This is a genomic window from Rathayibacter sp. VKM Ac-2928 (genome assembly GCF_022815545.1).
Lineage (GTDB): Bacteria > Actinomycetota > Actinomycetes > Actinomycetales > Microbacteriaceae > Rathayibacter > Rathayibacter festucae.
The window spans coordinates 1,014,524-1,040,002 of the sequence record NZ_JALGRU010000001.1; the positions used below are offsets into that span (position 1 = coordinate 1,014,524).

Below are 25,479 nucleotides of genomic sequence, written 5' to 3' on the forward strand. Positions count from 1 at the left end.
CGCCCCGTCCGACACCGGAGCGCCGCTCAGGAGTGGGGGAGCAGGTAGCCGTCCTCCGGCGTGCCTGTGGCCAGGCCGTCGGCGAGGAGGCCGGCGAGGGCGCGGTCGCGCTGCTCGGCGTCCGGCCAGAGCGAGGCGATCTCGGCCGCGGTCACCGGGCCGTGCGCGGCGCGGAGCTCGGCGAGGATCAGGCCGCGGACCTGCCGGTCGGAGCCCTCGTACTTCTTCTGCCGCGCCTTGACCGGGCCGTCGTAGGCCGGGTAGCCGGCGGCCCGCCACGCGCAGGCGTCTCGGATCGGGCAGGCGTCGCAGCGGGGAGCGCGGGCGGTGCAGACGATCGCGCCGAGCTCCATCGCGCCCGCGTTGAAGGCGGCGGCGTCGGCGAGGTCGTCGGGGAGGAGTGCCTCCATCGCGGCGAGGTCGGCCTTCGCGCGCGGCGGGCCGGGCTCGGCCGCGCCGTCGATCGCGCGGGCGATCACGCGCCGGACGTTGGTGTCGACGACGGGGTGCCGGTGGCCGAAGGAGAAGACGGCGATCGCGCGCGCGGTGTAGTCGCCGATGCCGGGGAGGGCGAGGAGCGTGTCGACGTCGTGCGGGACGACCCCGCCGTGCTGCTCGGTGATCGCGACGGCGCAGGCGTGCAGGCGCAGCGCGCGGCGCGGGTAGCCGAGCGACTGCCAGGCGCGCACCGCCTCACCCGGAGGGACGGCCGCCAGATCGGCCGGGGTCGGCCAGCGCTCGAGCCACTCGGCGAGCCGCGGGATCACCCGAACGACCGGCGTCTGCTGGAGCATGAACTCGCTGACGAGGGTGCCCCAGGCGGGGAAGCCCTCGCGGCGCCAGGGCAGATCGCGGGCGTTCTCGCGGAACCAGTCGACGATCGCGGCGGAGAGTGCGGGCGTCGGTGCGACGGGCACCGATGCGACGGGCACCGATGCGGCGGGCGTCGATCCGGTGGGCATCAGGTCACCCTAGGCCGTCCCGCGTATCGTGGGCGAATGACCAAGTGGGCTCCGCAGAAGGCCGATGTGCTCGACGCTCTCGCGGCGGAGGTGCTGCACAACTACGGGCACGGCCGCGTGACGATCGGGATCGACGGCGACGACCCGGAGGTGTCCGGCGCGTTCGCGCTCGCACTGGCCGAGGCGATGCGCCGGGCGGGCCGGGACACGGTGGTCGCGCACCTCGCCGACTTCCGCCGTCCCCGGGCCGAGCGGGAGGATCCGTCGATCCCGGAGGCGCAGCGCGCCTACCTCGCGGGCTACGACTACGAGCTGCTGCGCCGGGTGCTGCTCGATCCGTTCAAGCTGGGCGGCAGCACCGGCTTCGTCCTGGCCGGTTACGACGGCGTGCGCGACGAGGCGCGGCAGGCGCGCTGGCGCACCGCCGGCCGCGACGCCGTGCTGCTCGTCGACGGGCCGTTCGCTCTGCGCCCCGAGCTCCGCGGAGCGTGGAGCACGTCGATCCGGCTCGACACCCAGGAGCCGCCAGTCGACGAGGCCTACCGGGCGAGCACGGATCCGAAGCGGATCGCGGGGATCCTGGTGGACGTCCGCGACCCGGAGCACCCGCGCCGGCTCTTCGCCGACTCCTGCTGAGCTGTCCCGCGCTCCTCCGCTAGACGGAGGACGCCCGCCGGACCACGTCGTCCGGCGGCAGGAACGCGCCCGAGCGCTCGACCTCGTGCACGAGCTCCACGAGCAGCTGGTTGACCGGCGCCTCGCGCCCGAGGCGGTGCGCGGTGCGGACGACGGCGCCGGCCAGGTGGTCGATCTCGCTCGGGACTCCGCGCCGCACGCTCTGCAGCGTCGACCCGGGGTTCGGCACGTCGCCCATCCGGGTCGCCATCCGCCGGGGCAGCAGCTCGACGACCGGCAGCGGCGCGGCGGCGAGCGCGCGGATCCGGGCGTCGGAGAGACCCTGCAGCGCGCCGAAGCGGACGCCGGCGGCCAGGCCGGTCCGCGCCGCCTCCCGCATCGCCCGCGCGAGCAGCCGGCGCAGGCCCGGGTGCGCGATCGTCTCCTGCACCGAGAGGCCGGTGATCGCGGGCAGCGCGTTGACCTCGTTGATCAGCAGCTTCGTCCACTGCGCCCCGAGGAAGTCGTCGGTGGTGGCCGTGGGCACCGCCTCGCCGAGGATCGCGGCGGCCCGGCGGACGTCGTCGTCGGCGAGGCGGCCGGGGACGCCGAGAGTCGTCGTCGCCGGGGCGGTCACCGTGACGCGGCCGGGCTCGAGGTGGCTGGCCGCGAAGAGGGCGAGCGCGCCGACGAGGCGGGCGTCGCGGACCTGGCGGGCGGCGGCGTCGAGGCCGTCGAGCCCGTTCTGAACCACGACGAGGAGCGTGCCGTCGACCGTGCGGCGGTTGGCGCGGAGCGCGTCCTCGGCGTCCTGCGCCTTCGTGCAGAGCACGGCGAGATCAGGGACGAGGTCGAGCGTCTCGCCGCAGCGCACCCAGGCGGTGTGCTCGCCCCAGGCGCCGTCGAGGCGAAGGCCCTGCCGCCGGATCGCCGTGAGGTTCTCGCCCCGGGCGGTCACCTCGACGTCGTGTCCTGCGCGGTCCAGGAGAGCGGCGACGGTGCCGCCGACGGCGCCCGCTCCGAGTACGGCGATCCTCATCCGGACAGCCTAGAACCGCGGCGAGCGGCGGTCGTGCCGGGCGCGGGCTCCGCGGGGCCGACTCCCGAACTGCGCGTGTATCCTCGCACCCGTGCTCGAGACTCCCAGCCCTTCTGCGGCGGCTCCGAACGGGATCCTCCTGCTGGACAAGCCGGGCGGGATCACCAGCCACGACCTCGTCTCGCGGACCCGCCGCCGCGCCGGGACGCGCAAGGTCGGACACGCCGGGACGCTCGATCCGATGGCGACCGGGCTGATGATCCTGGGCCTCGGCCCCTCGACGCGGCTCCTCACCTACCTGGTCGGCCTCGACAAGGAGTACGAGGCGACGATCCGCCTCGGCGCCGCGACGAGCACCGACGACCGCGAGGGCGAGACGCTCACGACCGCCGAGCCCGGTGCCGTGGCGGCCCTCACCGCCGAGGCGGTCGACGCCGTTGTGGCGACTCTCACCGGTGCGATCGAGCAGATCCCGAGTGCCGTCAGCGCCATCAAGGTGGACGGCCGCCGCGCCTACGCCCGGGTGCGCGACGGCGAGGAGGTCGTGCTGCCGGCCCGTCCCGTCACCGTGAGCGCCTTCGACGTCCTCGAGCGCCGCGAGGCCGACGGCTTCCTCGACCTCGACGTCCGCGTCACCTGCTCCTCCGGCACCTACATCCGCGCGCTCGCGCGCGACCTCGGCGCCGCGCTCGGCGTCGGCGGGCACCTCACCGTGCTCCGCCGCACGGCCGTCGGCCCGTTCCGGGTCGCCGGGGCCGGCGTCATCGACGAGCTCGACGTCCCCGCCGCCCTGCTCACGCCGACCGCTGTCGCGGGCGAGCTGTTCCCGCTGCTGCACCTGGACGCCGGCGAGGCGGTCGACCTCGCGAACGGCAAGCGGATCCCGGTGCCCGAGGCGTTCGCGGGAGCCAAGGGCCTGCTCGCCGCCGTCGGTCCGGGGGAGCGCCTGGTCGGCCTCGCCGAGCGCCGCGGCGCCGCGCTGAAGAGCGTCGTCAACTTCCCCACCGAGGACCTCCGGGTGGCGACGTCGTGATCGATTGGTTCACCACCCTCCAGGTCGGCATCGCCGTGGCGGCGGGACTGCTCTGCCTGGTGCTCGGAATGATCGGCCGGCGCCCCTCCGACGTCACGGTCGGGGCCACCGCGATCGTCGAGCTGCTGCTGATCGTCCAGCTCGCCGTCGCGATCGTCTCGCCCCTGGTCGGCAACCGGCCCTCGGGCAGCCTGCCGGAGTTCTACATCTACCTGGTCTCGGCGCTGATCCTGCCGCTCGCCGCCGGCTTCTGGGCGCTGATCGAGCGCAGCCGGTGGAGCACGGTCATCCTCGGCGTCGTCTGCCTCGCGATCGCCGTGATGGTCTACCGGATGCACCAGATCTGGTTCTTCCAGGCCGCCTGACGCTCCCGATCCCCGGCCGAGGGGGAGAGGGCGCAGCGAGCGCCTACCATTGACCCTGCGATGTCGAACCAACCCAGCGATGCGCCCGGACGGGCGGCCCAGGACCCAGCTCTGCCACACCCCGATCAGCGACCCGCCCGCTCGGCGCGGTCCCGGGGGATCGGCAGCCTCCTCGTCGTCGTCTACGGCATCCTCGCGCTCGCCGCGACGGGCCGCTCGGTCTTCCAGATCATCGACCGCTTCGACGAGGCGCCGCTCGCGTTCTCGCTCTCGGCGCTCTCCGCCGTCGTCTACATCCTCGCGACCATCGCCCTCGTGGCGCCCGGCCGGGTCTGGCAGCGCATCGCCTTCGTGACGATCACCTTCGAGCTGGTGGGCGTGCTCGTCGTCGGCGCGATCAGCGTGCTGGCGCCGCAGCTGCTCGGGCTCTCGAGCGCGGATCCGTTCGGCCGGCAGTCGACGGTCTGGGCGGCGTTCGGCGCGGGCTACCTGCTCATCCCGCTCGTGCTGCCGGTGCTCGGGCTCTGGTGGCTGCGGGTGCAGGGCCGGCGCTCCGCCGCGGGGAAGCAGGCCTGATGCGCGTCGAGCAGCGCCCCGCCGACCTCACCGGCATCGGCCCGTCCGCGGTCACCATCGGCAAGTTCGACGGCGTGCACACCGGCCACCGGGCCGTCATCGACACCCTGCACGCGCGGGCCCGCGAGCGCGGTCTCGCGGCGGTCGTCGTCACCTTCGACCGCAATCCGCTCAGCGTGATCGCCCCGGAGAAGTGCCCTCCGGCGCTGGTCGGCAACGAGCAGAAGCTCGAGCTGCTGGCCGGGACGGGGATCGACGCGACCCTCCTGCTGGCGTTCGACGAGCGGTTCCGCGCGCTCACCCCCGAGGAGTTCGTGCAGCAGGTGCTCGTCGACGCCCTGGAGGCGCGCGTGGTGCTGGTCGGCTCGGACTTCCGCTTCGGTGCCCACGGCGCCGGCGACGTCGCCATGCTGCGCACGCTGGGCGAGACCCACGGCTTCGAGGTCGAGCTGATCGACGACGTGCGGCCCGAGCACGGCCGCCGGGTGTCGTCCACCTGGATCCGCGAGCTGCTCGCCGAGGGCGACGTCGAGCACGCGACCTGGCTGCTCGGCCACGAGCCGGTGGTGCGCGGCGTCGTCGTGCACGGCGCCAAGCGCGGCCGCGAGCTCGGCTTCCCGACCGCGAACCTCTCGCCCGAGTCGCAGGGGCTGATCCCCGCCGACGGCGTCTACGCCGGCCGCTTCGTCACCGAGGGCCGCAGCTACCCGGCCGCGATCTCCGTCGGCAGCAACCCGACCTTCGTCGGCGTGCCGCCCAAGCAGGTCGAGGCCTACCTGCTGGACGAGACGATCGACCTCTACGACCGCGTCGTCGACGTGGCCTTCGTCTCGCGGATCCGCGGCCAGGTGGCCTACGAGGGCGTCGAGCCGCTGATCCGGCAGATGAACGACGACGTCGAGAAGGTCCGCACGATCCTCGGCGCGGAGCGACCGGCCGGCTGACGCCTCCGGAGTCCGCGGGGGTGGCTCCGGCGGTCCTAGCAGTGGCCGGAGCGGCGCACCAGCGGGAGAGCGTCCAGGGGTGGCGGCGTACCGTGGCTCGCATGAGCGAATCCTCACCCGCCCCGTCGCGCCCCTCGGACCCGTCGCGCCCGCTGGCGCTCGTCACCGGAGCGACCGGCTACATCGGCGGCCGCCTCACCCCGCGCCTGCTCGAGGCCGGCTACCGGGTCCGCGTGCTGGTCCGCGACCCGCGGAAGCTCGCCGAGGTCCCGTGGGCCGAGGAGGTCGAGGTGGCGCAGGGCGATCTCAGCGACCCGGAGTCGCTGGCGGCCGCGTTCGAAGGTGTCGACGTCCTCTACTACCTCGTGCACTCGATGGGCTCGGGCGCCGACCACGCGCGCTTCGAGCAGGTGGAGAGCCGCGCCGCCATGAACGTCGCCGAGGCCGCGCTCGCGTCCGGTGTCGACCGGATCGTCTACCTCGGTGGCCTGCACCCGGACGTGGAGAAGCTCTCGCCGCACCTGCGCTCACGGGCCGAGGTGGGCCGCATCCTGATGGCCTCCGGCGTGCCGACGATCGCGCTGCAGGCCGGCGTCATCATCGGCTCCGGCTCCACCTCGTTCGAGATGGTCCGCCACCTCACCGACGTGCTGCCGTACATGCCCGCGCCGCAGTGGGTCCGCAACTTCATCCAGCCGATCGCCGTCCGCGACGTGCTGCACTACCTGCTCGGCGCCGCCGCCCTCGAGGACGCGACGCTGAACCGCACCTTCGACATCGGCGGGCCGGACGTGCTCCGCTACGGCCAGATGATGAACGGCTACGCGGTCGAGGCGGGGCTCGCGCAGCGGCCGATCGCGTCGCTGCCGGTGTTCACGCCGTGGCTCGCCTCGCAGTGGGTCAATCTGGTGACGCCGATCCCGCGCTCGCTCGCGGTGCCGATCATCGCGTCGCTGCAGTACGACTGCGTGGTGCGCGAGGACGACATCCGCGCGCTGATCCCCGACCCCGAGGGCGGCCTGACGCCGTACCGCCGCTCGGTCCGGCTCGCGCTGGGCAAGATGCAGGCGGGCGAGATCGAGACCAGCTGGCAGAACGCCGAGGTCGTCGGCGCCCCCAGCGACCCGCTGCCGAGCGACCCGGAGTGGGCCGGCCACACGGTCTACGTCGACCTCAAGGTCCGTAGGACGGACGCCGATCCGGCCAAGCTCTGGCGGGTCATCGAGGGCATCGGCGGCACCAACGGCTGGTACTCCTTCCCGCTGGCCTGGGCGATCCGCGGCTGGATGGACAAGCTCGTCGGGGGAGTGGGCCTGCAGCGCGGGCGCCGCGACTCCGAGCGGCTGCACGCCGGCGACGCTCTGGACTTCTGGCGCGTCGAGGCGATCGAGCGGCCGACGCTGCTGCGCCTTCGCGCGGAGATGAAGGTGCCCGGCGGTGCCTGGCTGGAGATGCGTGCGGAGCCCGGCGAGGACGGCGGATCGGTGTACACCCAGCGCGCCGTGTTCTTCCCGCAGGGGCTCGGCGGCCGGCTCTACTGGTTCGCCGTGCTGCCCTTCCACGGCGTGATCTTCAACGGGATGGCCAACCGCATCACGGCCACCGCGACCGACCTCGCGGACGCCGGCGAGGAGCGCTCCCCTGGTGGGCGCGGGGCGCAGCGGTGACAATGGAGGGGTCCGCGGGCGGCGACGCCGCCTCGGACGCGAACGAGAGGAGCACGATGAGCGAACGATCGGACACGGACGCGGGGCGCGATCTCCAGCTGGGAAAGGTCGCCTTCATCGGCGACAGCATCATCCAGGGCGGGTCCTGGGACGAGTGGTTGACCGCGTCGACGGTCGTCGACGAGGGCATCGGCGGAGCGACCAGCGACGACGTCGTGGAGCGGCTGCCCGGGCTCGTCGAGGGGGCGCCCGACACGGTGGTCCTGCTGGTCGGGACGAACGACCTGGCCTACCACCGCACGACCGAGCACATCGTGCGCAACATCGAGACCATCGTCGCGACCTTCCGCCGCGACCTCCCCGACGTGCGGATCCTGGTGACCTCGATCCTGCCGCGCGCCCGCGAGTTCGGCGCGCAGATCCGCGAGGTCAACCGCCACCTCTGGCAGTTCGCGCCCACCGCGCACGCCGGCTACCTCGACCTCTGGCCGGTGCTCGCCGGCGAGGACGGCGCCCTGCTCGAGCAGTACTCGCCCGACGGCCTGCACCTCAACGAGGCCGGCTACGGCGCCTGGCGCGAGGCCCTCGGCCCGGCCCTCGACTCGGTGCTGCGGATGCCGCCGCGCACCCGGCCGATCACGCTGCCGTACGACGAGTTCGCGCGGCCGAAGACGGCGTAGAGCCTCACCGCGAAGGGGGAGTGGGACCGTGTGGTCCCCTCCCCTTTCTCGTTGTCGAGAACGGCGGATTGCGCGTTCATGCGGGTCTTCGGGGATCGATCAGCGGTTCTTGCCGGGGTCATAGGCAGTGGCGGCACTGTCGATCGTGCACCCGGCCGGGTGCGGACGAGAGCCGGAGGCGCAGCATGAGCAGCACGATCGAGAACCAGGCACCGGGGACGGCGGAGTGGCCGCCGCCGACGGCGGGGACCGCGGCACCGGGCGCGGCGGAGCCGGCGCGGTCGCATCAGCCGCTCTGGCGACGGCGCCGCGCCCGGTGGATCGCGCTCGCCGTCCTCGCCGGTCTGCTGTTGCTGGGCGGCGGCTTCGGGATCGGCTACGCCGTCGGGAACTCGGTCGGGTCCTCCGCCGTCGGCGGATTCGACCCGTCGCAGCGAGGCGGGATGCCGGACGGCGGCTTCCCCGGCGGTGGTGGTCCCGGGTCGTTCGGCGGCCAGGGGAGCGGCACCGGGACGGACTCGGGCACGGACTCCGGTACCGGAGCGGACGCGGGCTCAAGCGCCGCGACCGGGACGGCGAGCTAGCCGAGCGCCTCGCGGAAGGCGGCGAGGGCGTCGTCCGAGAAGAGCACGAAGCGGACCTCGTCGAGAGTGCCCGGTCCGTCCTCGGCGGCGGCGAGCCGGACGGAGTCGACGGCGATGCGCGCGGCGCTGGCCATCGGCCAGCCGTAGACGCCGGCGGAGACAGCGGGGAACGCGACGGTGCGGGCGCCGAGGGAGCGGGCGACGCGGATCGACTCGGTGTAGGCGGAGGCGAGGACAGCGGAGCGATCGTCACTCCGCGAGTAGACGGGGCCGACGGTGTGCACGACCCAGCGGGCGGGCAGGCGGCCGGCGGTGGTCGCGACCGCGGAGCCGGCGGGGAGTCCGTCGCGCAGCTCGCCCGCCCGGAGGCGCCGGCACTCCTCGAGGATCTCGGGACCGCCCGCGCGGTGGATCGCCCCGTCGACCCCGCCGCCGCCGAGCAGCGTCGAGTTGGCGGCGTTGACGATCACGTCGACCTGCTCGCGGGTGATGTCGCCGCGGACGGCGGTGAGCGCGGTCACGAGCGGTTGTTCGACAGCTCGAAGATCTTCACGAGCTCGGCGATGGCGGCCTCGCGCGCGTCGCCGCCCTCGTCGAACATCGCGGTCACGTGTGTGCGCAGGTGGTTCTCGACGATCAGCTTGTTCAGCGAGCCGAGCGACTTCTGGATGGCGAGCGACTGCGTGACGATGTCGACGCAGTAGTCCTCGTTCTCGATGGCCTTCTCGAGGCCGCGCATCTGGCCCGCCAGGATGCGGGCGCGGTGCAGGGAGCGCTTCTTCAGATCCTCGATCACCCGCACAGTTTACGCCGGGACGCCGATACCCGGCGGGGGTATCGGCCGGCGAGACGACGCGGACTGTGATCCGTGAACGCGTCGGCGCCCGTTTCGAGTCGTCTCGATCGGTGTGCGGCGCTCGAGTGGACGCGTGCTGGGGTGTGCAGGCCTGTCCGGACCCGATTCGCGTCCGTTCGCTCACGAACAGGGCCGCGCTCCTTCGAGTCGACCCTCGATGGGGTCTGCGGGCGCACTCGCGCCCCGTCCGGGTCGATTCGCTCGGGGCGAGGAGGCCGAACGGACAGCTGTCGGGGTCTGCGGGTGAGTCAGGACCCGGTCCGGGTCCGTTCGTGACGGCGCGGGGGCACGGCTCTGCGAGTGGACGCGGACTGGTGCCTGTGCGCGGGCGTGCGCCCGGTTCGGGTCGGTTCGCGCGAGGGGCGGGAGCCGAACGGGCCCGTGCGGGGTTCCACAGCGGAGCGGTCGGGACCGCCCCGTACGATCGACGGGTGAACGCTGAGAAGTCCGGCCCCCCGCGCGGCGGCACGACCGCCCGCTACCCGTCCCGCTCGAGCGCGCGGATGGCGCTGGCGCCGGGGATCCTCGAGGCGATCATCCTGCTCGCAGGGCTCGCGCTGGTCGGCGGCGACGCCTACGACTTCGTCCGGTACCCGGTGGCGATCCTCGCGGCCGTCATCGGCTGGTTCGCGATCCAGGCGAAGGCGTACTACTGGCTGATCGGGCTCGCGCCGATCGTCGTGCTCTGGAACCCGGTCTTCCCGTTCTCGTTCCCGGACGCCGTCTGGTCCTCGCTGCACCTGGCCGCGGTCGGCGTCGTGGTGGCCGCCGGCCTGATCATCCGGGTGCGCGTCGCCGAGTGATCCGGCGGCCGCTGGACGCGCCCGCAGGCGCAGGTGCCGCCGATCCGGCGCTGAGGAGTAGACTCGTCGCGCACCCGCACGCCGGGGATGCTGCGACCGGGTCTCAGACCCGTTGCTCGGAGCTCCCGACGGCCACCGGGCGCATCGGTGCCCGTCTCGTCTCCGACGCGACGCGGCCAGTGCAACACAAGCGGTGCAGGCAAGACACGCACAGCACGCAAGATTCGCACAGTGCAATGCGACGGTAGAGCGCGGGAACCCCTCCTCCGCCCCCGTCCACGTCGAGGAGGAGCATGGCTCGCAGCGGCCAGCGTCAGTCCGGTCAGTCGCGTCGTTCGACGAGCGCGAGCCCGGGAACTCGGCCCCGATCGCGCCCGCGCGGCGTCGACAACTCCGGGATCATCCCGATCCTCGCCCGTCGCGTGCGCGAGGTCGAGGCGAAGGCCCAGACCGGCAAGGTCGGGCCCACCAATCGCACGAAGTTCCTCGTCATCGCCCTGCTGATGCGCGAGGAGCGCAAGCGGGTGAAGAGCGACACCGAGCTGAGCGACTCGCAGCGCGCGGAGGAGATGAAGCGCCTCGACGGCATCGCGACGATCCTCGCGAAGACCGCGGCGCGCGACACCAGCCTGATCGCCCTGCTCGAGTCGGAGGCCGGCATCACCGCGGCCGCGCAGAAGCTGCGCCGCGACTGGCTGCTGGAGGCCGGCGCCGAGCTGAGTCCCGACGAGCTGCTGATCGTGACCGAGCCGGAGCCCAAGCCGGAGATGCCGGTCAACCAGGTCGTGCCGCCGTCGGTGCGCGCCCGCCAGCTCGCCAACCCCTTCCTCCCGCCGGACTTCTCGATCGCCAGCGCGCCCACCCCCGCCCGCCGTCGCCTCGACGACTGGGAGCTGCTCGGTCCGCTCTTCAAGGCGTTCGAGTACGGCGCCGGCGGCCGCGCCGCCAGCATGGAGCTGCCCGAGCCGCCGAAGATCGACCGGGTGACGCCGCGCGGGCGCGACCTGATGCCGCACCAGGCCCGCTTCATCGAGGGCGCGCGCGAGGGGCACCGCAGCTTCCTGCTCGCCGACGAGCCGGGCCTCGGCAAGACGGCGCAGAGCCTCCTCGCCGCGTCCGTCACCGGCTCCTACCCGCTGCTGGCCGTCGTGCCCAACGTCGTGAAGATGAACTGGGCGCGCGAGGTCGAGCGCTGGACGCCGCAGCGCCGCGCCACCGTCATCCACGGCGACGGCGGCACGCTCGACGCCTTCGCCGACGTCGTGATCGTCAACTACGACATCCTCGACCGGCACATCGGATGGCTCGGCAGCCTCGGCTTCCGCGGCATGGTCGTCGACGAGGCGCACTTCATCAAGAACCTCCGCTCGCAGCGCTCGCAGAGCGTGCTGGCGCTGGCCGCGAAGATCCGCGAGACGACGCCGGGCCACGACCCGCTGATGATCGCCCTCACGGGAACGCCGCTGATCAACGACGTGGACGACTTCCGCGCGATCTGGCGCTTCCTCGGCTGGATCGACGAGACCAAGCCCGGCCCCGAGCTGATGAGCCTGCTCGAGGACACCGGGCTCACCCCCGCGGACACCGGCTTCTACCCGGAGGCGCGCGAGGCGGTCATCGACCTCGGCATCGTCCGGCGGAAGAAGATCGACGTCGCAGCGGACCTGCCCTCGAAGCGGATCGTCGACCTGCCGGTCGAGCTGGACGACGACCTCGGCCGCTCGATCCAGAAGGCGGAGCGCGAGCTCGGCGCCCGGATGCTGCAGCGCTACAAGGCCGTCACCGCGTCGATCACGCACGAGCTCGACGACGACGAGCGCGAGCGCTTCGTCCGCATCGTCGCGCAGAGCGAGCTCGAGGAGTCGAAGTCGGCCAAGACCGGCGAGAACGTCTTCACGATGGTGCGCCGGATCGGCCAGGCCAAGGCGGCGCTCGCCGCCGACTACGCCTCGCAGCTGGCCCGCTCGGTCGGCAAGGTGGTCTTCTTCGCCAAGCACATCGACGTGATGGACCAGGCGGAGGAGACCTTCGAGAAGCGCGATCTCACCTCCGTCTCGATCCGCGGGGACCAGTCGGCGACGTTCCGCCAGGCGCAGATCGACGCGTTCAACGAGGACCCCGACGTCTCGGTCGCGGTCTGCTCGCTCACCGCGGCGGGCGTCGGCGTCAACCTGCAGGCCTCGTCCAACGTCGTCCTGGCCGAGCTGTCCTGGACCTCGGCCGAGCAGACGCAGGCGATCGACCGCGTGCACCGCATCGGCCAGGAGGAGCCGGTCACGGCCTGGCGCATCATCGCGGCGCACACGATCGACGCCAAGATCGCCGAGCTGATCGACGCGAAGGCCGGCCTCGCCGCCCGCGCGCTCGACGGCGCGGACGCCGAGGTCGCCTCGGCCGACACGGTTCAGCTGGACGCGCTCATGCACGTCCTCCGCGAGGCGATCGGCTGAGCGGAGCCGCGAAGAAGTCGCGCTCGAACACGCTCGAGCGCAGGAACGCGTCGCCCATGGCGGCGCGTTCCGCGTTCGTGCCGCGAGCGGCGGCCGCCTCGGTGATCGCGATCGCGCGCTCGGTCGCGACGGCGAAGGCAGGATCCGCGTAGGTGACGAGCCAGTCCGCGTAGGGGTGCCCGGGCCGGTTCGCCGCGGCGAGGCGCACGCCGATGTCCGCATAGAGCCAGAAGCACGGCAGCAGCGCGGCGACGATCTCGCCGTAGCTCCCTCTCGTGCCGACTGCGAGCAGGTGGTCGATGTAGCCGCGGGTGACGGGGGAGGCCGTCGCCGTGCGCTCGCCGAGGCGGTCGCGGTGCAGCTGCGCCTCCGCCGCCAGAGCCGAGGCCGAGGACTCCGCCCAGAAGATCTGCTCGGCGGTGCTCGGCGCGAGCTGCGCCGCGACCGCGAGGACCCGGGCGTACTCGGTGAGGTAGAGCGCGTCCTGCTCGAGGTACCACTCGAAGTCGTCGCGGGCGAGGCAGCCGTCGCCGAGCGCCGTCACGAACGGCAGCGCGTCGATCTCGGCGCGGAGCTGCTCCGTCTCGGCCCACATCCGCTCGCAGAACGCCGGGGCGCGCAGGCGGTGGAAGTGGTCGATCGGGCCGTTGCCCTCGCCGACACGGAGCGCGTCGGCGCCGCGGAGGGCGCCGTTCAGCCAGTCCTTCGCCTCGGTCAGCGCCTGCGTGAGCGTGTCCGGAGTCGTCCCGCCGCCGGCGAGGAGCGTCGCCATCGCGGAGGAGAGCGAGCAGCCGGTGCCGTGGGTGTTGCGGGTGGCGACACGCTCGCCCGGCACCTCGCGCACGCCGCCGTCCGGGGTGACGATCGCGTCGGGCGTCGCCGGGCCGTCGAGGTGCCCGCCCTTCACCAGGACCGCGGTGCCGAGATCCCGGGCCACGGAGCGGGCCTGCTCGAGGGCGGCGGACCAGTCGGCGGCCGGCTCGGCTCCGGCGAGCACGGCCAGCTCGGGGAGGTTGGGCGTGACGAGGCCGGCACGGCGGACGAGCGCGCGGACCGCCTCCTCCGCCTCGGGGTCGAGCAGGCGGTGGCCGCTGGTGGCGACCATCACCGGGTCGACGACGACGAGCGGCGGGCGGACGTCGTCCAGCCAGGCGGCGATGATCCCGCCCAGCTCGGCGTTCGCGATCATGCCGATCTTCACGGCGTCGATCTCGACGTCGTCGCTGACCGCGTCGAGCTGCTCGCGGAGGAACGCGGCGGGCGGCAGGTGGATCGAGCGCACGCCGCGGGTGTTCTGCGCGACGAGCGCGGTGACCACGGCCATCCCGTAGCCGCCGAGCGCGCCGATCGACTTGAGGTCGGCCTGGATGCCGGCGCCGCCGGTCGGGTCGGTGCCGGCGATGCTGAGGACGCGGGGGATCGGGCGGGGCAGCGGGAGCGCGGCACTCATCGGTCCCACTCCGCTCGGAAGGCGCGGGCCGCGGACTCCGGATCGTCGGCCGCGCAGATCGCGGAGACGATCGCGAGACCGGCCGCGCCGGCGCGGCGCAGGGCCGCGGCGTCGCCGGCCGTGACGCCGCCGATGGCGACGCAGGGGAGCGGGGTCGCGGCGGCGAGGGCGGCGAAGCCGTCGATCCCGAGTGGGACCGGGTGGTCGGGCTTGGTCGCCGTCGCCCGGATCACTCCGACGCCGAGGTAGTCGACGGTGCCGGCGGGCAGGGCGTGCGCGGCGGAGAGGTGGGCCGGGGTGTTCGCCGTCAGCCCGATCACCGCGTCGGCGCCGAGGATGCTGCGCGCGGCGAGGACCGGGAGATCGGACTGGCCGACGTGCACGCCGTCGACGCGGGCGCCGGCCAGGCGGGCGGCGAGGACGACGTCGACGCGGTCGTCGACCAGCAGGGTCGTGCGCTCGTCGAGGACGGCGGCGACGGCGCAGGTCAGGGCGACGAGCTCGGCGGCGGTCGCGTCGTGGTCGCGGACCTGGACGACGCGGACGCCGCCGGCGACGGCCGTGGCGACCACGGCCGGGACTCCGCGCGGACCGCAGAGGCGGGTGTCGGTGACGAGCTGGAGCGAGAGGTCGATCATGCGATCCGCGCTCCGCTCTCGACGTCGTCGGCAGTGAGTGCGGCGAGAGCGTCGAGGAGGCCGACCGCGAACGAGCCGGGGCCGGCGGCGGTGACGGCGGACTGCTCGGCGGCGAGGCCCCAGACCACGGAGGCGGCGACCGCGGCGCCGAGCGGGTCGGAGCCGCCGGCGCCGAGGAAGGCGGCCATCACGGCGCCCAGCGCGCAGCCGCCGCCGGTGACGCGGGTGAGCAGCGGGTGCCCTCCGGCGACGCGGACGACGCGCTCGCCGTCGGTGACGACGTCGACGGCTCCCGAGACGGCGACGACGGCTCCTGAGCGGTGGGCGAGCGCAGTCGCGGCCTCCAGCGCCTCCTCCGGGCCGTCGACGGCGTCGACACCGCGACCGCCCGCACCGAGGCCGGCGAGGGCGAGGATCTCGGAGGCGTTGCCGCGGATGATCGCGGGTCGCGCCTCGAGCAGCTCGGCCGCGAGCGCGGTGCGCACCGGCAGCGGGCCGACGGCGACCGGGTCGAGCACCCAGGGTGTGCCGGCCGCGTTCGCCGCCGCGACGGCCTCGCGGGCGCCGTCGCGCTGCTCCGCGTGCGGGGTGCCGAGGTTCACCAGCGTCGCGGAGGCGATGCCGGCGAAGACGCCGGCCTCGCCGGGCAGATCGCACATCGCGGGGCTCGCGCCGAGCGCCAGCAGGCTGTTGGCGGTGAAGCCGGTGACCACCGCGTTGGTGATGCACTGAACGAGCGGCACGGCGGACCGCAGCCCGTCGAGGTCTCGGGCGACGGCCGGGCCGTCGAGGAGGGTCGGGTGGGCAGGCGTGCGAATGCTCATTCGCGACATCCCTTCGCTAGTACGAACTAGATCAGGTTCGACGGGTCTCATCTCAGCCCTGGTGGGCACCCCGTGTCACTGCCGACGACCCTAGCGGGTCGCTCCGTCACGCCGTGAGGATCCTGCTGTCTCCGCGGTCGCTGACGACGACCTTGAGCCCGGTCGGCAGCCGCTCGCGCATCGCGTCGACGTGGCTGATGAGGCCGATCGTGCGCCCGCCCGAGCGCAGCGCGTCGAGGGTGCCGAGCGCGGTCTCGAGGGTCTCGGCGTCGAGCGAGCCGAAGCCCTCGTCGATGAACATCGTCTCGAGCGAGACGCCGCCGGACTGCATCGTGACCACGTCGGCCAGGCCGAGGGCGAGGGCGAGCGAGGCGAGGAACGTCTCGCCGCCGGAGAGCGACGCGGGCTGCCGGCGGGCGCCGGTGAAGGCGTCGAGCACGTCGATCCCGAGCCCGGAGGCGGCGCCGCGGTAGGCGAGCGAGTCGTCGTGCACGAGCGCGTAGCGGCCGCTGGTCATCGCGTTCAGCCGCAGATTCGCGGCGGCCACGATCTCCTCGAGCCGGCCCGCGAGGGCGAAGGCCTCGAGGTCCATCCGGCGGGTGTTCTGCCCGCGGCCGTCGATCGTCTCGGCGAGGGCGCGGAGCTCCTCGTGCCGGCGCAGGCGCTCGTCGAGAATCGCCAGTCGCTCCTCGGCGCGGCCCGCCAGCTCGGCGAGCCGGGCGGCGCGGTGCTCGAGCACCGAGTGCCGCGAGCGGGCCTCGTCGCGGCGGGCGGAGGCGGCGCGCGCGTCCTCCTCCGCGGCGGCGAGGTCGACGGGGGCGGTCGGCAGGCCGGCGAGCTCGGGGTCGGCCAGCACCGAGTCGACGGAGCTGCGGCGGCGCTCGTGCTCGGCGACCACGGCCTCGGCGCGGGCGCGCTCGCCCGAGGTGAGGGCGGCGGACTCGGCGTCGTCGGCGCTCGCGAAGCCGCGGTCGGCGACCACCTCGGCGAGCTGGACCTCGGCGGCCTCGGCCGCCTCGCGGCGCGTGGTCGATGCGTCCTCGGCCTCGACGAGCGCGTCGGCCAGGCGGCGCTGCGCGGTGAGGGCCGCGACGCGGTCGGCGATGCTGGCCGCGCCGTCGCGGTGGGCGTCGATCCGCTCGCGCAGGAGGCGCAGCGCCTCGGCGGCGAGGGCGGCGTCGGAGCTGAGGCGCTGGTGCTCGGCGCGGGCGGTCTCGAGGGCGGCCGCGAGGTCGTCACTGCGGAGACGGAGGTCCGACCGCTCGCGCCGCAGCTCCTCGAGCCGCGTCGCGGCGCTCCGGGACGCGGTGAGCCGCGTCTCGGCCTCGGCACGGGCGGTCTGCAGCTCCTCGGCGGTCGTGGCGCCGGCCCGCTCCTCGAGAGCCGCCAGGGCGAGCGCGCCGGCGCTCTCGGCTTCGCGGGCGGCGTCCATCGCGGCGGCGGCGCGGTCGACGGCGGTGCGCGCCTTCTCGATCTCGCCGGTGCCGACGGGCGGCAGCTCGCCGTGCTCGGCGGGGCGCGGGTGCTCGCAGGAGCCGCAGACCGGGCAGGGGTCGCCGGGAGCGAGCGCTCCGGCCAGCTCGCCGGCGAAGCCCGCGAAGCGGCGGGCGACCAGCTCGGCGTGCTCGGCGGCGTGGACGCCGTGCACCCGGGCCGCCTCGGCGTGGGCGGAGCGGAGGCGATCGAGCGCGGTCGCGGCACTCGCGCGCTCGGCGGCGGCGCGGATCCGGCGCTCGAGCGCGGCCAGCTCCTCGGTGCGGGCCGGCAGCGCCGTCGCGTCCGGCGCGAGCGCGTCCTCCTCCGCGGAGAGCGCGTCGAGAAGGGCGGGCAGCGCCCGCAGGTCGCGATCGAGGACGGCCAGCGCGGCGGTGGACCGCTCGCGTGCGGTGACGGTCCGCTCGGCGCGGCGGACCGCCTCGGGCAGGCCGCGCTCGTCGGCCAGCGCATCGGTCAGCGCGCCGAGCGTTCCGGCGAGGCGCTCCGCGGCCCGGGCGGCGGCGGCCCGGTCCGCGGGCTCGTCGAAGGCGGCCGTGAAGGCTACGGCGGCGCTCTCGCGGCTCCGGTCGGCGGCGGCAGACCTCTCCGCCGCCGAGCGCGCGCCCTTCAGCAGCGGCAGCACTCCCTCGGCCCGTCGGGCCCGCTCGATCCGCTCGCGCTCCCGGACGACGAGCGACTCCGCGACCGCGAGCTCCTCGGCCTCGATCAGCGCGCTCCGGCGGCGGTCCTGCGCCCGCTTCACCAGCCGCGTCTCGTCCCGGGCGGTCTCGGCCGCACGGAACGCGGCGTCGGCCTCCGCCACCTCGTCGCGGGCGAGCGCGAGGGGAGCGTCGAGCCGGGTCACCAGGGCGCGGAACCACTCCGCATCGGGCGGTGTCGGCGCCGTCTCCTCGTCACCGGTGAGCCGGACGGCCTCGTCGGCCAGCGCCGTCACGGCCGCGCGCTCCTCCTCGAGCGCCGCTCCGCTCTCCTGCCGCTGCTCGACGAGCCGTCGGCGCAGCAGGTCGTAGCGCTCCGTCGCGAAGAGGGTGCGCAGCAGCCGCTGCCGGTCGTCGTTCTTAGCGAGCAGGAACTCGTGGAAGCGGTTCTGCGCCAGCAGGATGACCTGGAGGAACTGGTCCTTGGTCAGGCCGACGATCCGGCCGATGTCGGCCCCCGTCTCGCGCGCGCTGGAGGACAGACCCCGCCACTCGCCGTCGACGTGCTCGAGCAGCGCGACCTTCGCCGCCTGCCGGGTGGTGCCGCCGCCGCGCTTGGCCGGCCGCTCGTACTCCGGTGAGCGGCGGACCCGGTAGAGCCGGCCCGCCGCCTCGAAGTCGAGCTCGGCGAACGTCTCGTCCTCGGGGGCGCTGTGGTCGCTGCGCAGGCGCGAGGCCGTGCCGTCGAAGCGCGGCACCGAGCCGTAGAGCGCGAAGCTGATCGCGTCGAGGATCGTCGACTTGCCGGCGCCGGTGCGTCCGGCGATCAGGTAGATCCCGACGTCCTCCAGGCGGTCGAAGTCGATCTCCTGCTCCGCGCGGAAGGGGCCGAGACCGGCGAAGGAGAGGCGGCGGATCCTCACCGCAGTGCCTCGGCGTCGACCTGCGCCAGCGCGTCGAGCGCGAGCGCGCGCTCGGTCTCGCTCGCGCCGTGCCCACCGCGGACGTGCGCGAGGAAGTCGTCGATCACCTCGACGTCGCTGCGCCCGCGGATCCGCTCGGCGTAGCGCCGCTCGTCGACCGCCGCGTGCGGGGGCCGGTGCTCGAGCGTCACGCAGCCGGGGAAGCGGGACTGCAGCCGCGCCATCGCGTCGAGCGGGCGCACCTCGTCGGTCAGCACCGCCGAGACCCAGTCCGGCTCGTACTCGGCGAGCGACGGGTCGCTCAGCAGCTCGTCCAGCCGACCCTCGATCACGCTCAGCCGCCGCGGCACGGGCAGCGCCGACCAGGTCACCTCGCCGAGCCCGTCGGCGCCGAGCTCGACCAGCCAGCCGCCGCGCGGCTTCGAGGCCTCGCCGAACGAGTAGTGCAGCGGAGCGCCGGAGTAGCGCACGCTCGGCAGCAGGATCGCCCGCCCGTGGATGTGCCCGAGTGCCGCGTAGTCGGCCGCGGCGAAGTGGTCGACCGAGACGTAGTCGATCCCGCCGGCCGTGATGTCGCGCTCGACCGTGCCGGCCGGGGCGCCGACGGCGAAGCAGTGCGCGAGCACCACCCAGCGCCGCCCGGCCGCCTCGGCGTGCGCGCGGATGCGGCGCATCGCGAAGGCGAGGACGTCCTCGTGGCGGCGGAGCGACTCGTCCGGGTGCCGGTGCCGGTAGAGGGCCGGCTCGAGGTAGGGGATGCCGTAGACGCCGACCTCGAGCCCGCTCCCGTCGCGGAGGACGACCGGCTCGGCGTACGCCTCGGGATCGGTGAGCACGTGCACGCCGGAGCCGCGCAGCAGCCCGGCCTGGAAGCCCAGCCGGGCGGGGGAGTCGTGGTTGCCGCTGGTCAGCACGACCTCGGCGCCGGCCGCGCGGATCGCCTCGAGCGTGCGGGTGAGCAGGGTGTAGTGCTCGGCCGCCGGCACCGCGGAGTCGAAGACGTCGCCGGAGATCAGGACGACGTCGACCGCCTCGGAGCGCACCGTCTCGACGAGTGCGTCGAGCACGACGCCGAGCGCGGCGACGCTCGAGTGGCCGTGGAAGGTGCGGCCGATGTGCCAGTCGGAGGTGTGCAGGAGCTTCACGACCGTCCTTTCGCGGGGTCTGCGGGTGTGCGGTGGCGCTCCCTGTCGTGCCCCTCCAGGCTACTGAGCGGCTCCGACACCGGACGCCGGCCGAGCCGTCGCCGCCGGACACCTCCCGTTCACCCGCGGGTGCAGAATGGGTCGTCGGTCGATCGAAGGAGGCCCCGCGTGAAGCTGCCCCGAGTGCCCTCGACCCTCCTCGGTCTCGGCTCGCGCACCCGCGCCGCCGCCGAGGACACCAGCCCGATCGAGCGGATCCGCCCCGAGGAGGAGCCGGTCCGCCGGAGCACCGTCGACAACGCGATCTACCAGGACGGCCGGCGCGTCGTCTCGCCGCACAGCATCCCGGAGGCGCTCGCCGCCCTGCAGAAGCTGCCGGACGCGATGGCCTGGATCGGCCTCTACCGCCCGACGGAGGCCGAGCTGGCGGCCCTCGAGGACGAGTTCTCGATGCACCCGCTCGCGATCGAGGACGCGATCAGCGCGCACCAGCGGCCCAAGCTCGAGCGCTACGGCAGCGACATGTTCGTGGTGCTGCGGGCCGCGAGCTACGCGGACCAGCGCGAGGAGGTCGACTTCGGCGAGCTCCACCTCTTCGTCGGGCCGAACTTCGTCGTCACCGTCCGCCACTCCGAGAAGCCCGACCTCTCCCTGGTCCGGCGCCGGATGGAGGCCGACCCCGAGCTGCTGCGCAAGGGCCCGGTGGCGGTCCTCTACGCGATCCTCGACGCGGTCGTCGACCAGTACGCCCCGGTCGTCGCCGGCCTCGAGAACGACATCGACGAGATCGAGGCGCAGGTCTTCGAGGGGGACCCCGCGGTGTCCCGGCGCATCTACGAGCTGTCCCAGGAGGTGCTCGACTTCCAGCGGGCGACCCGTCCGCTGACCGGCATGCTCGGCCGGCTGGTCACCGACTTCGACGTCTTCCGCGAGGACGTCGAGCTGCGCCGCTACCTCCGCGACGTCGCCGACCACGTCGCCGTGGTCGACGAGCGCGTCGAGGGCTTCCGGACGACCCTCCGCGAGATCCTCGCGGTGAACGCCACGCTGGTCGCGCAGCGCCAGAACGAGGACATGAAGAAGCTCGCGGAGGCGGGCAACCAGCAGAACGACGAAGTCAAGCGGATCTCCGCCTGGGCCGCCATCTTCTTCGCGCCGACCATGATCTCCAGCGTCTACGGCATGAACTTCGACGCGATGCCCGAGCTGCACCTCGCCTGGGGCTACCCGGCGGCGCTCGGGCTGATGGTCGCCTCGAGCGTGGTCCTGCACCGGCTGTTCAAGCGCTGGGGCTGGCTCTGAGCCGCCGCCGACGGCCGCGCGCGCTGTCAACACCCTGACGGGTCCGGCCGCCGCGCGTAGCGTCGTTTCGAGCCGCCCTCCGCGGCCCGAGTGCAGGGAGACCCGATGAAGCGAATCGATGTGCCGGCGACCGAGCGGACCTCGCTCTGGCGGCAGGACGCCGCTCCGATCCCGGGCGACGCGTTCGTGCCGGGCGCGCACTACGACGACGTGATCGTCGGAGCCGGCCTCTCCGGACTCGTGACGGCGCTCCTGCTCCAGCGCGGCGGCCGCCGCGTGCTCGTCCTCGAGGCCCGCGAGGTCGGCGCGGTCGCGACCGGCAGCAGCACCGCCAAGCTCAGCCTCCTGCAGGGGACGCACCTGTCGAAGATCGCGGCCCGCAACACCCCCGCGGTCACCCGGGCCTACGTCGCCGCGAACCTCGCGGGCTTCACCTGGCTCGTCGACTACCTCCGCGAGGCCGGCGTGCCCGTGCAGCGCCGCACCGCCTACAGCTACGCCCAGACCCCCGACGGGGTGGACGCGGTGCTGCGCGAGCACGAGACGGCCCGCCGCTTCGGCCTGGCCACCCGCCTCGTCGGCTCGCTCGACACGCCCTTCCCGAGCACCGCCGCGGTGGCGCTCGACGACCAGGCGGAGTTCGATCCGATGGCGGTGCTGACGGCGCTCGCCGCCGATTTCCGGGCCGCGGGCGGCGTGCTCGTTCAGGGCGCCCGCGCGCTCGGGCTGCGCGCCTCCTCGCCCGTGCGCGTGCGGACCAGCGCCGGCGAGGTGACCGGCGAGCGGGCCCACCTGCTCACCGGCACGCCGATCCTGGATCGCGGGCTCTACTTCGCCAAGCAGGTCGCCCTGCGCTCCTACGCGGTGGCCTTCCGCGGTGCCGAGACGATCCCGGACGGCATGTACCTCTCCGTCGACGGGCCCTCGCGCTCGATCCGCGACGTGGAGCGGGACGGGGAGCGGCTGCTGCTGATCGGCGGAAACGGCCACGTCGTCGGCCGGCGCGCGCGGACGCAGGAGAGCGTCGACGACCTGATCGCCTGGACCCGCCGCTCCTTCCCCGGCGCCGAGCCGATCGCGCAGTGGAGCGCGCAGGACTACGAAGCGTTCCACCGCGTGCCGTTCGTCGGCTGGCTGCCGCGGGGCCGCGGGCGGATCTTCTTCGCCTCCGGCTACGACAAGTGGGGGATGACCAACGCGGTGCAGGCGGCGCTGACGCTGGTCGGCGACTCGAGGGGCGAGACGCCGCCGTGGGCGAAGGTTCTGCACCGCCGCCCGACGCTGCCCCGGGTGATGGCGGAGGGGGCCGGAGCGCTCGCCGCGGTCGGCGCCTGGTACGCCCGCGGGTACTGGTCCGCTCTGCGCGCGCCGCGCTCGGTGGACGTGGTGCCGGAGGAGGGGCACGGCGCGCTCGCCCGTGACGGGCTCCAGCCCGTCGCCGTCTCGACGGTCGAGGGCCGCCGTTGCGCCGTCTCGGCGGTCTGCCCGCACCTGGGCGGCGTCGTCACCTGGAACGACGCCGAGCGCAGCTGGGACTGCCCGCTGCACGGCTCGCGCTTCGCCGCCGACGGGTCGGTGCTGGAGGGACCCGCGGTCGCGCCGCTCGCGCCGGTGCGCTGACGACCCGCGGCGCTGACGACCCGCGGCGCCGGTCGCCCGGTAGGGTCGGCGCATGGGGGACACACTGCACGTCCGACGACCGATCGCGCCTCGACTCGCGGCGGGCGCGCTCGGCCTGGCCGTCGCTGCCGCCGCGCTGACGGGCTGCACGAGCGGGGGCGGCGCCGAGGCGCAGACCCCGGCGCCGACCGTCACGGTGACGGTCGAGCCGACGGCGCGCGGGACGGTTCCGGGCGAGCAGGACACCAGCGTGTCCTACGTGTGCGGCCGCTACAGCTCGCTGCTCAGCATCGGCTGGACCATGCAGTGGTTCCACGACCGCGGCGACGTCTCGGACGAGGCGTACCAGGTGTTCCTCGAGCGGCAGGCCTTCCAGCTCCAGACGGTGCGGATGCAGAACCCGGAGCCGGACGAGACCGGCGTCTCCGCCGCGTCCTCCGGCATCCGGACCTACCTGCAGGACGCCCAGGCGGCCGCCGGCCGATGGACGTACGACCCGTCCTCACCGGAGTGGAGCACCCTGCAGTCCGACCTCGGGGTCGGCTGCGCCGCCGCCGGCTCGACCCTCGCCTCCTACGCCGAGCCCGAGATGGGCGGCTGAGCCGCCGGCCCGAGAGCACCTGCCGATCGAGCAGCCGCACTGCGCGCCACCCACGTCGATCGAGCAGCCCGCGTTGCGGGCCGCCCCTGCTGGTGACGGAGCCCGCGGAGCGGGCGCCCATGCTGGTCGAGCAGCCCGCGCTGCGCGCTGCCCTTGGCGATCGAGCAGCACGCGGAGCGGCCCCTCATGCTGATCGAGTAGCCCGCGGAGCGGGCGTATCGAGATCCACCATCGCCGGGAGTGCGGGTGATGGTGGGTCTCGATACGCCCCTGCGGGGCTACTCGACCAACATGAGGGGCGTTTCTGCCGGTGATTGGAGCTGCCCGCGGAGCGGGCCCGCATGTGATGGAGCAACCCGCGGAGCGGCCCCCGTGCGATGGAGCTGCCCGCGGAGCGGGCCCGCATGTGATGGAGCAGCCCGCGGAGCGGCCCCTCCGTGTGATGGAGCAGTCCGCGGAGCGGCCCCCATGCTGATCGAGTAGCCCGCGGAGCGGGCGTATCGAGATCCACCATCGCCGGGAGTGCGGGTGGTGGTGGGTCTCGATACGCCCCTGCGGGGCTACTCGACCAGCATGGGGTGAGGGTGGGTCCCGAGACGCCCCTTGCGGAGCTACTCGACCGACTCGTCCTCGGAGGGCTCCGCGACCTCGCGGCCGTCGGCGCCCGAGGCGTCGCCGTCCACGTGCAGGTCGGTGTCGCCCGGGATGCTGAAGTCGCTCAGGGGGTCGAGCGGCCCGTCCTCGTGGCTGGCGGAGTCGGGGGCGTCGCTGGTCTCGTCGCGTGCGGTCATACCTGCACCCTACGAGCGTCCGACGAGCCGCTGCACCGCGGTCACCGGGATCGACAGCCACTCCGGGCGGTTGCGCGCCTCGTAGATGGCCTCGTAGATGGCCTTGTCGAGCTCGAAGGCGTCCAGGACGGCGCGGTGCGCGGTGACCGCGTCACCCGCCTCCTCGGTGTAGCCCTCGAGGAAGGCGCGGCGGCTGGCCAGCGCCCAGGCGGCGCGGGAGTCGCCCGGCGACGCCTGCTCGTGCGCGCCCGCCGCGTAGTCGAAGGAGCGGAGCATCCCGGCCACGTCGCGCAGTGCGATGTCCGGCAGCAGCCGCTCGTGCATCGGCCGCAGCGGCTCGCCCTCGAAGTCCAGCAGGACCCAGCCGCGGCCGGGCACGGCCAGCACCTGGCCGAGGTGGTAGTCGCCGTGGATGCGCTGCAGCCGCGGCCACGGGGCCTGCTCGGCGGCCTGGAAGACCGCGTCGATCGCGTCGGCGTCCTCGGCGATGACGGGCACCTCGGAGGAGGCGATCCGCAGCCGGCGGCGCATGGTCGCGATCATCCGCTGCACGACCTCGGGCGTCGCGTCCTCGGTCGGCATCACCTCGGCGAGGGTGGAGTGCACCTGCGCGGTCGCCAGGCCGAGCTCACGCGCCGGCCCGGTGAAGTCGGTGTCGCCGGCGACGGCCTCGAGCGCGACGCGCCAGGCGTCCTCGACGCCCGGCAGGAACTCCTGCGCGAAGGCGAGGTGCCCGAAGGCCCGGCCGGTCGGCTCGCCGCGGTCGTCCCACTCGCCGGTGACGTTGCCGATCACCGGCGGGACGAGCGTGCTGCCCGCCGCGTTCAGCGCGGACTGCACGGTGACGTCCGGGTTCTCGCCGTGGTGCAGCGCGCGGAAGACCTTGACGATCACGGGGGTGCCGGCCGAGCCGTCCTCCGCCGTGGTCTGCACGATGATCGAGGTGTTCGACTGCTCGCCGCTGAGGATCCGCGACGACGCGAACGCGCCGATCACGGCGCCGGGCTGGCGGTGTCCCTCGGCGCGGGCGCCGCCCAAGGCGCCCTCCGCGTCGGAGGAGCCGCCGTCGGCGATCAGCTCGAAGAGCGCCCGCGCGAACAGCGGGTCGCGGGGTCCGTCGTAGACGAAGCGGGTCCCGTCGCTCTCGATCAGCGCGTCCTCGAGGCCCGCGACGGGCGACGAGCGCACGGTCACCGGCACCTGGTAGAGCACCGGGCTCGAGCCGGCCCGGTCGATGACGAGGTGCACGACGACGTCGCCGTCACCGCGCTCCAGGCGCCACTCGCCCCGGATCTCCAGCTCGGGGCGGCGCCCCTTGCTCGCGTACCACCGCTGATCGGCGACCCAGGCCGCGGCCCGGTCGATCGACAGTCCTGCGCTCATCTCTGCACTTCCCCTCGGTCGGCACCCCGAACCTTACGCGGCGCGATCGACGCGCCGGTGGGGCTTGCGGCGCGCCCACCCGATCCGGATCCC

The 25,479-nt window shown here is 74.2% G+C and carries 24 protein-coding genes and 1 riboswitch; of the genes, 13 read left to right on the forward strand and 11 right to left on the reverse strand.

Annotated features, from left to right (window positions below; genetic code table 11):
• Window positions 1–26: 26 nt before the first annotated feature.
• Window positions 27–962 carry an A/G-specific adenine glycosylase gene (locus MT350_RS04750; protein ID WP_243598979.1) on the reverse strand — a complete coding sequence of 312 codons (936 nt, stop codon included), beginning with the start codon at window positions 960–962 and terminating at the stop codon, window positions 27–29.
• 36 nt (window positions 963–998) lie between these two features.
• Between MT350_RS04750 and MT350_RS04755 the strand changes: the two genes are divergently transcribed.
• Window positions 999–1,598 (forward strand): hypothetical protein, encoded by a 600-nt coding sequence (locus tag MT350_RS04755; protein WP_243598980.1) that lies wholly within the window; start codon window positions 999–1,001, stop codon window positions 1,596–1,598.
• 19 nt (window positions 1,599–1,617) lie between these two features.
• Here the strand turns inward: MT350_RS04755 and MT350_RS04760 are convergent, their stop codons facing one another.
• Window positions 1,618–2,616 (reverse strand): ketopantoate reductase family protein, encoded by a 999-nt coding sequence (locus MT350_RS04760; RefSeq protein WP_243615483.1) that lies wholly within the window; start codon window positions 2,614–2,616, stop codon window positions 1,618–1,620.
• Between the two features lie 91 nt (window positions 2,617–2,707).
• Between MT350_RS04760 and truB the strand changes: the two genes are divergently transcribed.
• The 7 genes from truB to MT350_RS04795 all read left to right on the forward strand — a co-directional run bounded on the left by truB (window position 2,708) and on the right by MT350_RS04795 (window position 8,465).
• Window positions 2,708–3,649: a tRNA pseudouridine(55) synthase TruB gene (gene truB / locus MT350_RS04765; protein WP_243598982.1), complete on the forward strand. Its 942-nt coding sequence runs from the start codon at window positions 2,708–2,710 to the stop codon at window positions 3,647–3,649.
• On the forward strand, window positions 3,646–4,014 hold the full coding sequence (locus MT350_RS04770; protein ID WP_123735382.1) for a hypothetical protein: 369 nt from the start codon (window positions 3,646–3,648) through the stop codon (window positions 4,012–4,014). Before truB ends, MT350_RS04770 begins: the two co-directional genes overlap by 4 nt.
• Window positions 4,015–4,074: 60 nt before the next feature.
• A complete protein-coding gene (locus tag MT350_RS04775) occupies window positions 4,075–4,590 on the forward strand; it encodes a hypothetical protein (protein WP_243598983.1) in 516 nt (171 codons plus the stop codon).
• Entirely contained in the window at window positions 4,590–5,534 is a 945-nt protein-coding gene (locus MT350_RS04780; RefSeq protein WP_123735383.1) for a bifunctional riboflavin kinase/FAD synthetase, read from the forward strand. Before MT350_RS04775 ends, MT350_RS04780 begins: the two co-directional genes overlap by 1 nt.
• A gap of 101 nt (window positions 5,535–5,635) precedes the next feature.
• The gene (locus tag MT350_RS04785; protein ID WP_243615484.1) at window positions 5,636–7,201 is read left to right on the forward strand and encodes an SDR family oxidoreductase; all 1,566 of its coding nucleotides are present in this window, start codon (window positions 5,636–5,638) and stop codon (window positions 7,199–7,201) included.
• A 56-nt stretch (window positions 7,202–7,257) separates the two neighbouring features.
• Complete coding sequence (locus MT350_RS04790) at window positions 7,258–7,881, forward strand: GDSL-type esterase/lipase family protein (protein WP_243598984.1); 624 nt, start codon at window positions 7,258–7,260, stop codon at window positions 7,879–7,881.
• A 185-nt stretch (window positions 7,882–8,066) separates the two neighbouring features.
• Complete coding sequence (locus MT350_RS04795; RefSeq protein WP_243598985.1) at window positions 8,067–8,465, forward strand: hypothetical protein; 399 nt, start codon at window positions 8,067–8,069, stop codon at window positions 8,463–8,465.
• Here MT350_RS04795 and MT350_RS04800 read toward each other — a convergent pair.
• Together MT350_RS04800 and MT350_RS04805 are read right to left on the reverse strand one after the other, a co-directional pair.
• On the reverse strand, window positions 8,462–8,986 hold the full coding sequence (locus MT350_RS04800; RefSeq protein WP_243598986.1) for an O-acetyl-ADP-ribose deacetylase: 525 nt from the start codon (window positions 8,984–8,986) through the stop codon (window positions 8,462–8,464). The genes MT350_RS04795 and MT350_RS04800 overlap by 4 nt on opposite strands.
• Window positions 8,983–9,261 carry a metal-sensitive transcriptional regulator gene (locus MT350_RS04805; protein ID WP_123445545.1) on the reverse strand — a complete coding sequence of 93 codons (279 nt, stop codon included), beginning with the start codon at window positions 9,259–9,261 and terminating at the stop codon, window positions 8,983–8,985. Before MT350_RS04805 ends, MT350_RS04800 begins: the two co-directional genes overlap by 4 nt.
• Window positions 9,262–9,752: 491 nt before the next feature.
• On the opposite strand from MT350_RS04805, the gene MT350_RS04810 reads away from it, so the two are divergent.
• Both MT350_RS04810 and MT350_RS04815 read left to right on the forward strand, forming a co-directional pair.
• Window positions 9,753–10,124 (forward strand): DUF6804 family protein, encoded by a 372-nt coding sequence (locus MT350_RS04810; RefSeq protein ID WP_243586532.1) that lies wholly within the window; start codon window positions 9,753–9,755, stop codon window positions 10,122–10,124.
• A gap of 293 nt (window positions 10,125–10,417) precedes the next feature.
• Window positions 10,418–12,574 carry a DEAD/DEAH box helicase gene (locus MT350_RS04815; protein WP_243598987.1) on the forward strand — a complete coding sequence of 719 codons (2,157 nt, stop codon included), beginning with the start codon at window positions 10,418–10,420 and terminating at the stop codon, window positions 12,572–12,574.
• On the opposite strand, the gene thiD is transcribed toward MT350_RS04815, so the two are convergent.
• The 5 genes from thiD to MT350_RS04840 all read right to left on the reverse strand — a co-directional run bounded on the left by thiD (window position 12,543) and on the right by MT350_RS04840 (window position 19,689).
• On the reverse strand, window positions 12,543–14,024 hold the full coding sequence (gene thiD, locus MT350_RS04820) for a bifunctional hydroxymethylpyrimidine kinase/phosphomethylpyrimidine kinase (protein ID WP_243598988.1): 1,482 nt from the start codon (window positions 14,022–14,024) through the stop codon (window positions 12,543–12,545). The two genes, MT350_RS04815 and thiD, sit on opposite strands and share 32 nt — an antisense overlap.
• Window positions 14,021–14,662, reverse strand: a complete 642-nt coding sequence (thiE, locus tag MT350_RS04825) for a thiamine phosphate synthase (RefSeq protein ID WP_243598989.1) — start codon at window positions 14,660–14,662, stop codon at window positions 14,021–14,023. Before thiE ends, thiD begins: the two co-directional genes overlap by 4 nt.
• Window positions 14,659–15,486, reverse strand: coding sequence for a hydroxyethylthiazole kinase (gene thiM / locus MT350_RS04830; RefSeq protein WP_243598990.1), 828 nt, complete (start codon window positions 15,484–15,486; stop codon window positions 14,659–14,661). Before thiM ends, thiE begins: the two co-directional genes overlap by 4 nt.
• Window positions 15,478–15,569, reverse strand: a riboswitch (TPP riboswitch). (Overlaps the previous gene by 9 nt.)
• 23 nt (window positions 15,570–15,592) lie before the next feature.
• Window positions 15,593–18,544: an AAA family ATPase gene (locus tag MT350_RS20375; RefSeq protein ID WP_243598991.1), complete on the reverse strand. Its 2,952-nt coding sequence runs from the start codon at window positions 18,542–18,544 to the stop codon at window positions 15,593–15,595.
• Window positions 18,541–19,689: an exonuclease SbcCD subunit D gene (locus tag MT350_RS04840; RefSeq protein WP_243598992.1), complete on the reverse strand. Its 1,149-nt coding sequence runs from the start codon at window positions 19,687–19,689 to the stop codon at window positions 18,541–18,543. The genes MT350_RS20375 and MT350_RS04840 overlap by 4 nt, the downstream gene beginning before the upstream one ends.
• A gap of 168 nt (window positions 19,690–19,857) precedes the next feature.
• Here MT350_RS04840 and MT350_RS04845 point away from each other — a divergent pair, with 168 nt between their 5' ends.
• The 3 genes from MT350_RS04845 (at window position 19,858) to MT350_RS04855 (ending at window position 23,212) form a co-directional block, all read left to right on the forward strand.
• Window positions 19,858–20,991 (forward strand): magnesium and cobalt transport protein CorA, encoded by a 1,134-nt coding sequence (locus tag MT350_RS04845; RefSeq protein ID WP_123702982.1) that lies wholly within the window; start codon window positions 19,858–19,860, stop codon window positions 20,989–20,991.
• 105 nt (window positions 20,992–21,096) lie between these two features.
• The gene (locus MT350_RS04850) at window positions 21,097–22,611 is read left to right on the forward strand and encodes an FAD-dependent oxidoreductase (protein WP_243598993.1); all 1,515 of its coding nucleotides are present in this window, start codon (window positions 21,097–21,099) and stop codon (window positions 22,609–22,611) included.
• Between the two features lie 52 nt (window positions 22,612–22,663).
• On the forward strand, window positions 22,664–23,212 hold the full coding sequence (locus MT350_RS04855; RefSeq protein ID WP_243598994.1) for a hypothetical protein: 549 nt from the start codon (window positions 22,664–22,666) through the stop codon (window positions 23,210–23,212).
• Between the two features lie 611 nt (window positions 23,213–23,823).
• Here MT350_RS04855 and MT350_RS04860 read toward each other — a convergent pair.
• Together MT350_RS04860 and MT350_RS04865 are read right to left on the reverse strand one after the other, a co-directional pair.
• Complete coding sequence (locus MT350_RS04860; RefSeq protein ID WP_243598995.1) at window positions 23,824–24,003, reverse strand: hypothetical protein; 180 nt, start codon at window positions 24,001–24,003, stop codon at window positions 23,824–23,826.
• Between the two features lie 9 nt (window positions 24,004–24,012).
• Entirely contained in the window at window positions 24,013–25,386 is a 1,374-nt protein-coding gene (locus MT350_RS04865; RefSeq protein WP_243598996.1) for a phosphotransferase, read from the reverse strand.
• Window positions 25,387–25,479 lie beyond the last annotated feature (93 nt).

What these genes read in the sequence shown, in the direction of transcription:
- MT350_RS04750 (WP_243598979.1), bottom strand. Translation starts at nt 962, where the DNA reads ATGCCCACCGGATCGACGCCCGCCGCATCGGTGCCCGTCGCATCGGTG.
- MT350_RS04755 (WP_243598980.1), top strand. Translation starts at nt 999, where the DNA reads ATGACCAAGTGGGCTCCGCAGAAGGCCGATGTGCTCGACGCTCTCGCG.
- MT350_RS04760 (WP_243615483.1), bottom strand. Translation starts at nt 2,616, where the DNA reads ATGAGGATCGCCGTACTCGGAGCGGGCGCCGTCGGCGGCACCGTCGCC.
- MT350_RS04775 (WP_243598983.1), top strand. Translation starts at nt 4,075, where the DNA reads ATGTCGAACCAACCCAGCGATGCGCCCGGACGGGCGGCCCAGGACCCA.
- MT350_RS04780 (WP_123735383.1), top strand. Translation starts at nt 4,590, where the DNA reads ATGCGCGTCGAGCAGCGCCCCGCCGACCTCACCGGCATCGGCCCGTCC.
- MT350_RS04785 (WP_243615484.1), top strand. Translation starts at nt 5,636, where the DNA reads ATGAGCGAATCCTCACCCGCCCCGTCGCGCCCCTCGGACCCGTCGCGC.
- MT350_RS04790 (WP_243598984.1), top strand. Translation starts at nt 7,258, where the DNA reads ATGAGCGAACGATCGGACACGGACGCGGGGCGCGATCTCCAGCTGGGA.
- MT350_RS04795 (WP_243598985.1), top strand. Translation starts at nt 8,067, where the DNA reads ATGAGCAGCACGATCGAGAACCAGGCACCGGGGACGGCGGAGTGGCCG.
- MT350_RS04815 (WP_243598987.1), top strand. Translation starts at nt 10,418, where the DNA reads ATGGCTCGCAGCGGCCAGCGTCAGTCCGGTCAGTCGCGTCGTTCGACG.
- thiD (WP_243598988.1), bottom strand. Translation starts at nt 14,024, where the DNA reads ATGAGTGCCGCGCTCCCGCTGCCCCGCCCGATCCCCCGCGTCCTCAGC.
- thiE (WP_243598989.1), bottom strand. Translation starts at nt 14,662, where the DNA reads ATGATCGACCTCTCGCTCCAGCTCGTCACCGACACCCGCCTCTGCGGT.
- thiM (WP_243598990.1), bottom strand. Translation starts at nt 15,486, where the DNA reads ATGAGCATTCGCACGCCTGCCCACCCGACCCTCCTCGACGGCCCGGCC.
- MT350_RS04850 (WP_243598993.1), top strand. Translation starts at nt 21,097, where the DNA reads ATGAAGCGAATCGATGTGCCGGCGACCGAGCGGACCTCGCTCTGGCGG.
- MT350_RS04855 (WP_243598994.1), top strand. Translation starts at nt 22,664, where the DNA reads ATGGGGGACACACTGCACGTCCGACGACCGATCGCGCCTCGACTCGCG.
- MT350_RS04860 (WP_243598995.1), bottom strand. Translation starts at nt 24,003, where the DNA reads ATGACCGCACGCGACGAGACCAGCGACGCCCCCGACTCCGCCAGCCAC.
- MT350_RS04865 (WP_243598996.1), bottom strand. Translation starts at nt 25,386, where the DNA reads ATGAGCGCAGGACTGTCGATCGACCGGGCCGCGGCCTGGGTCGCCGAT.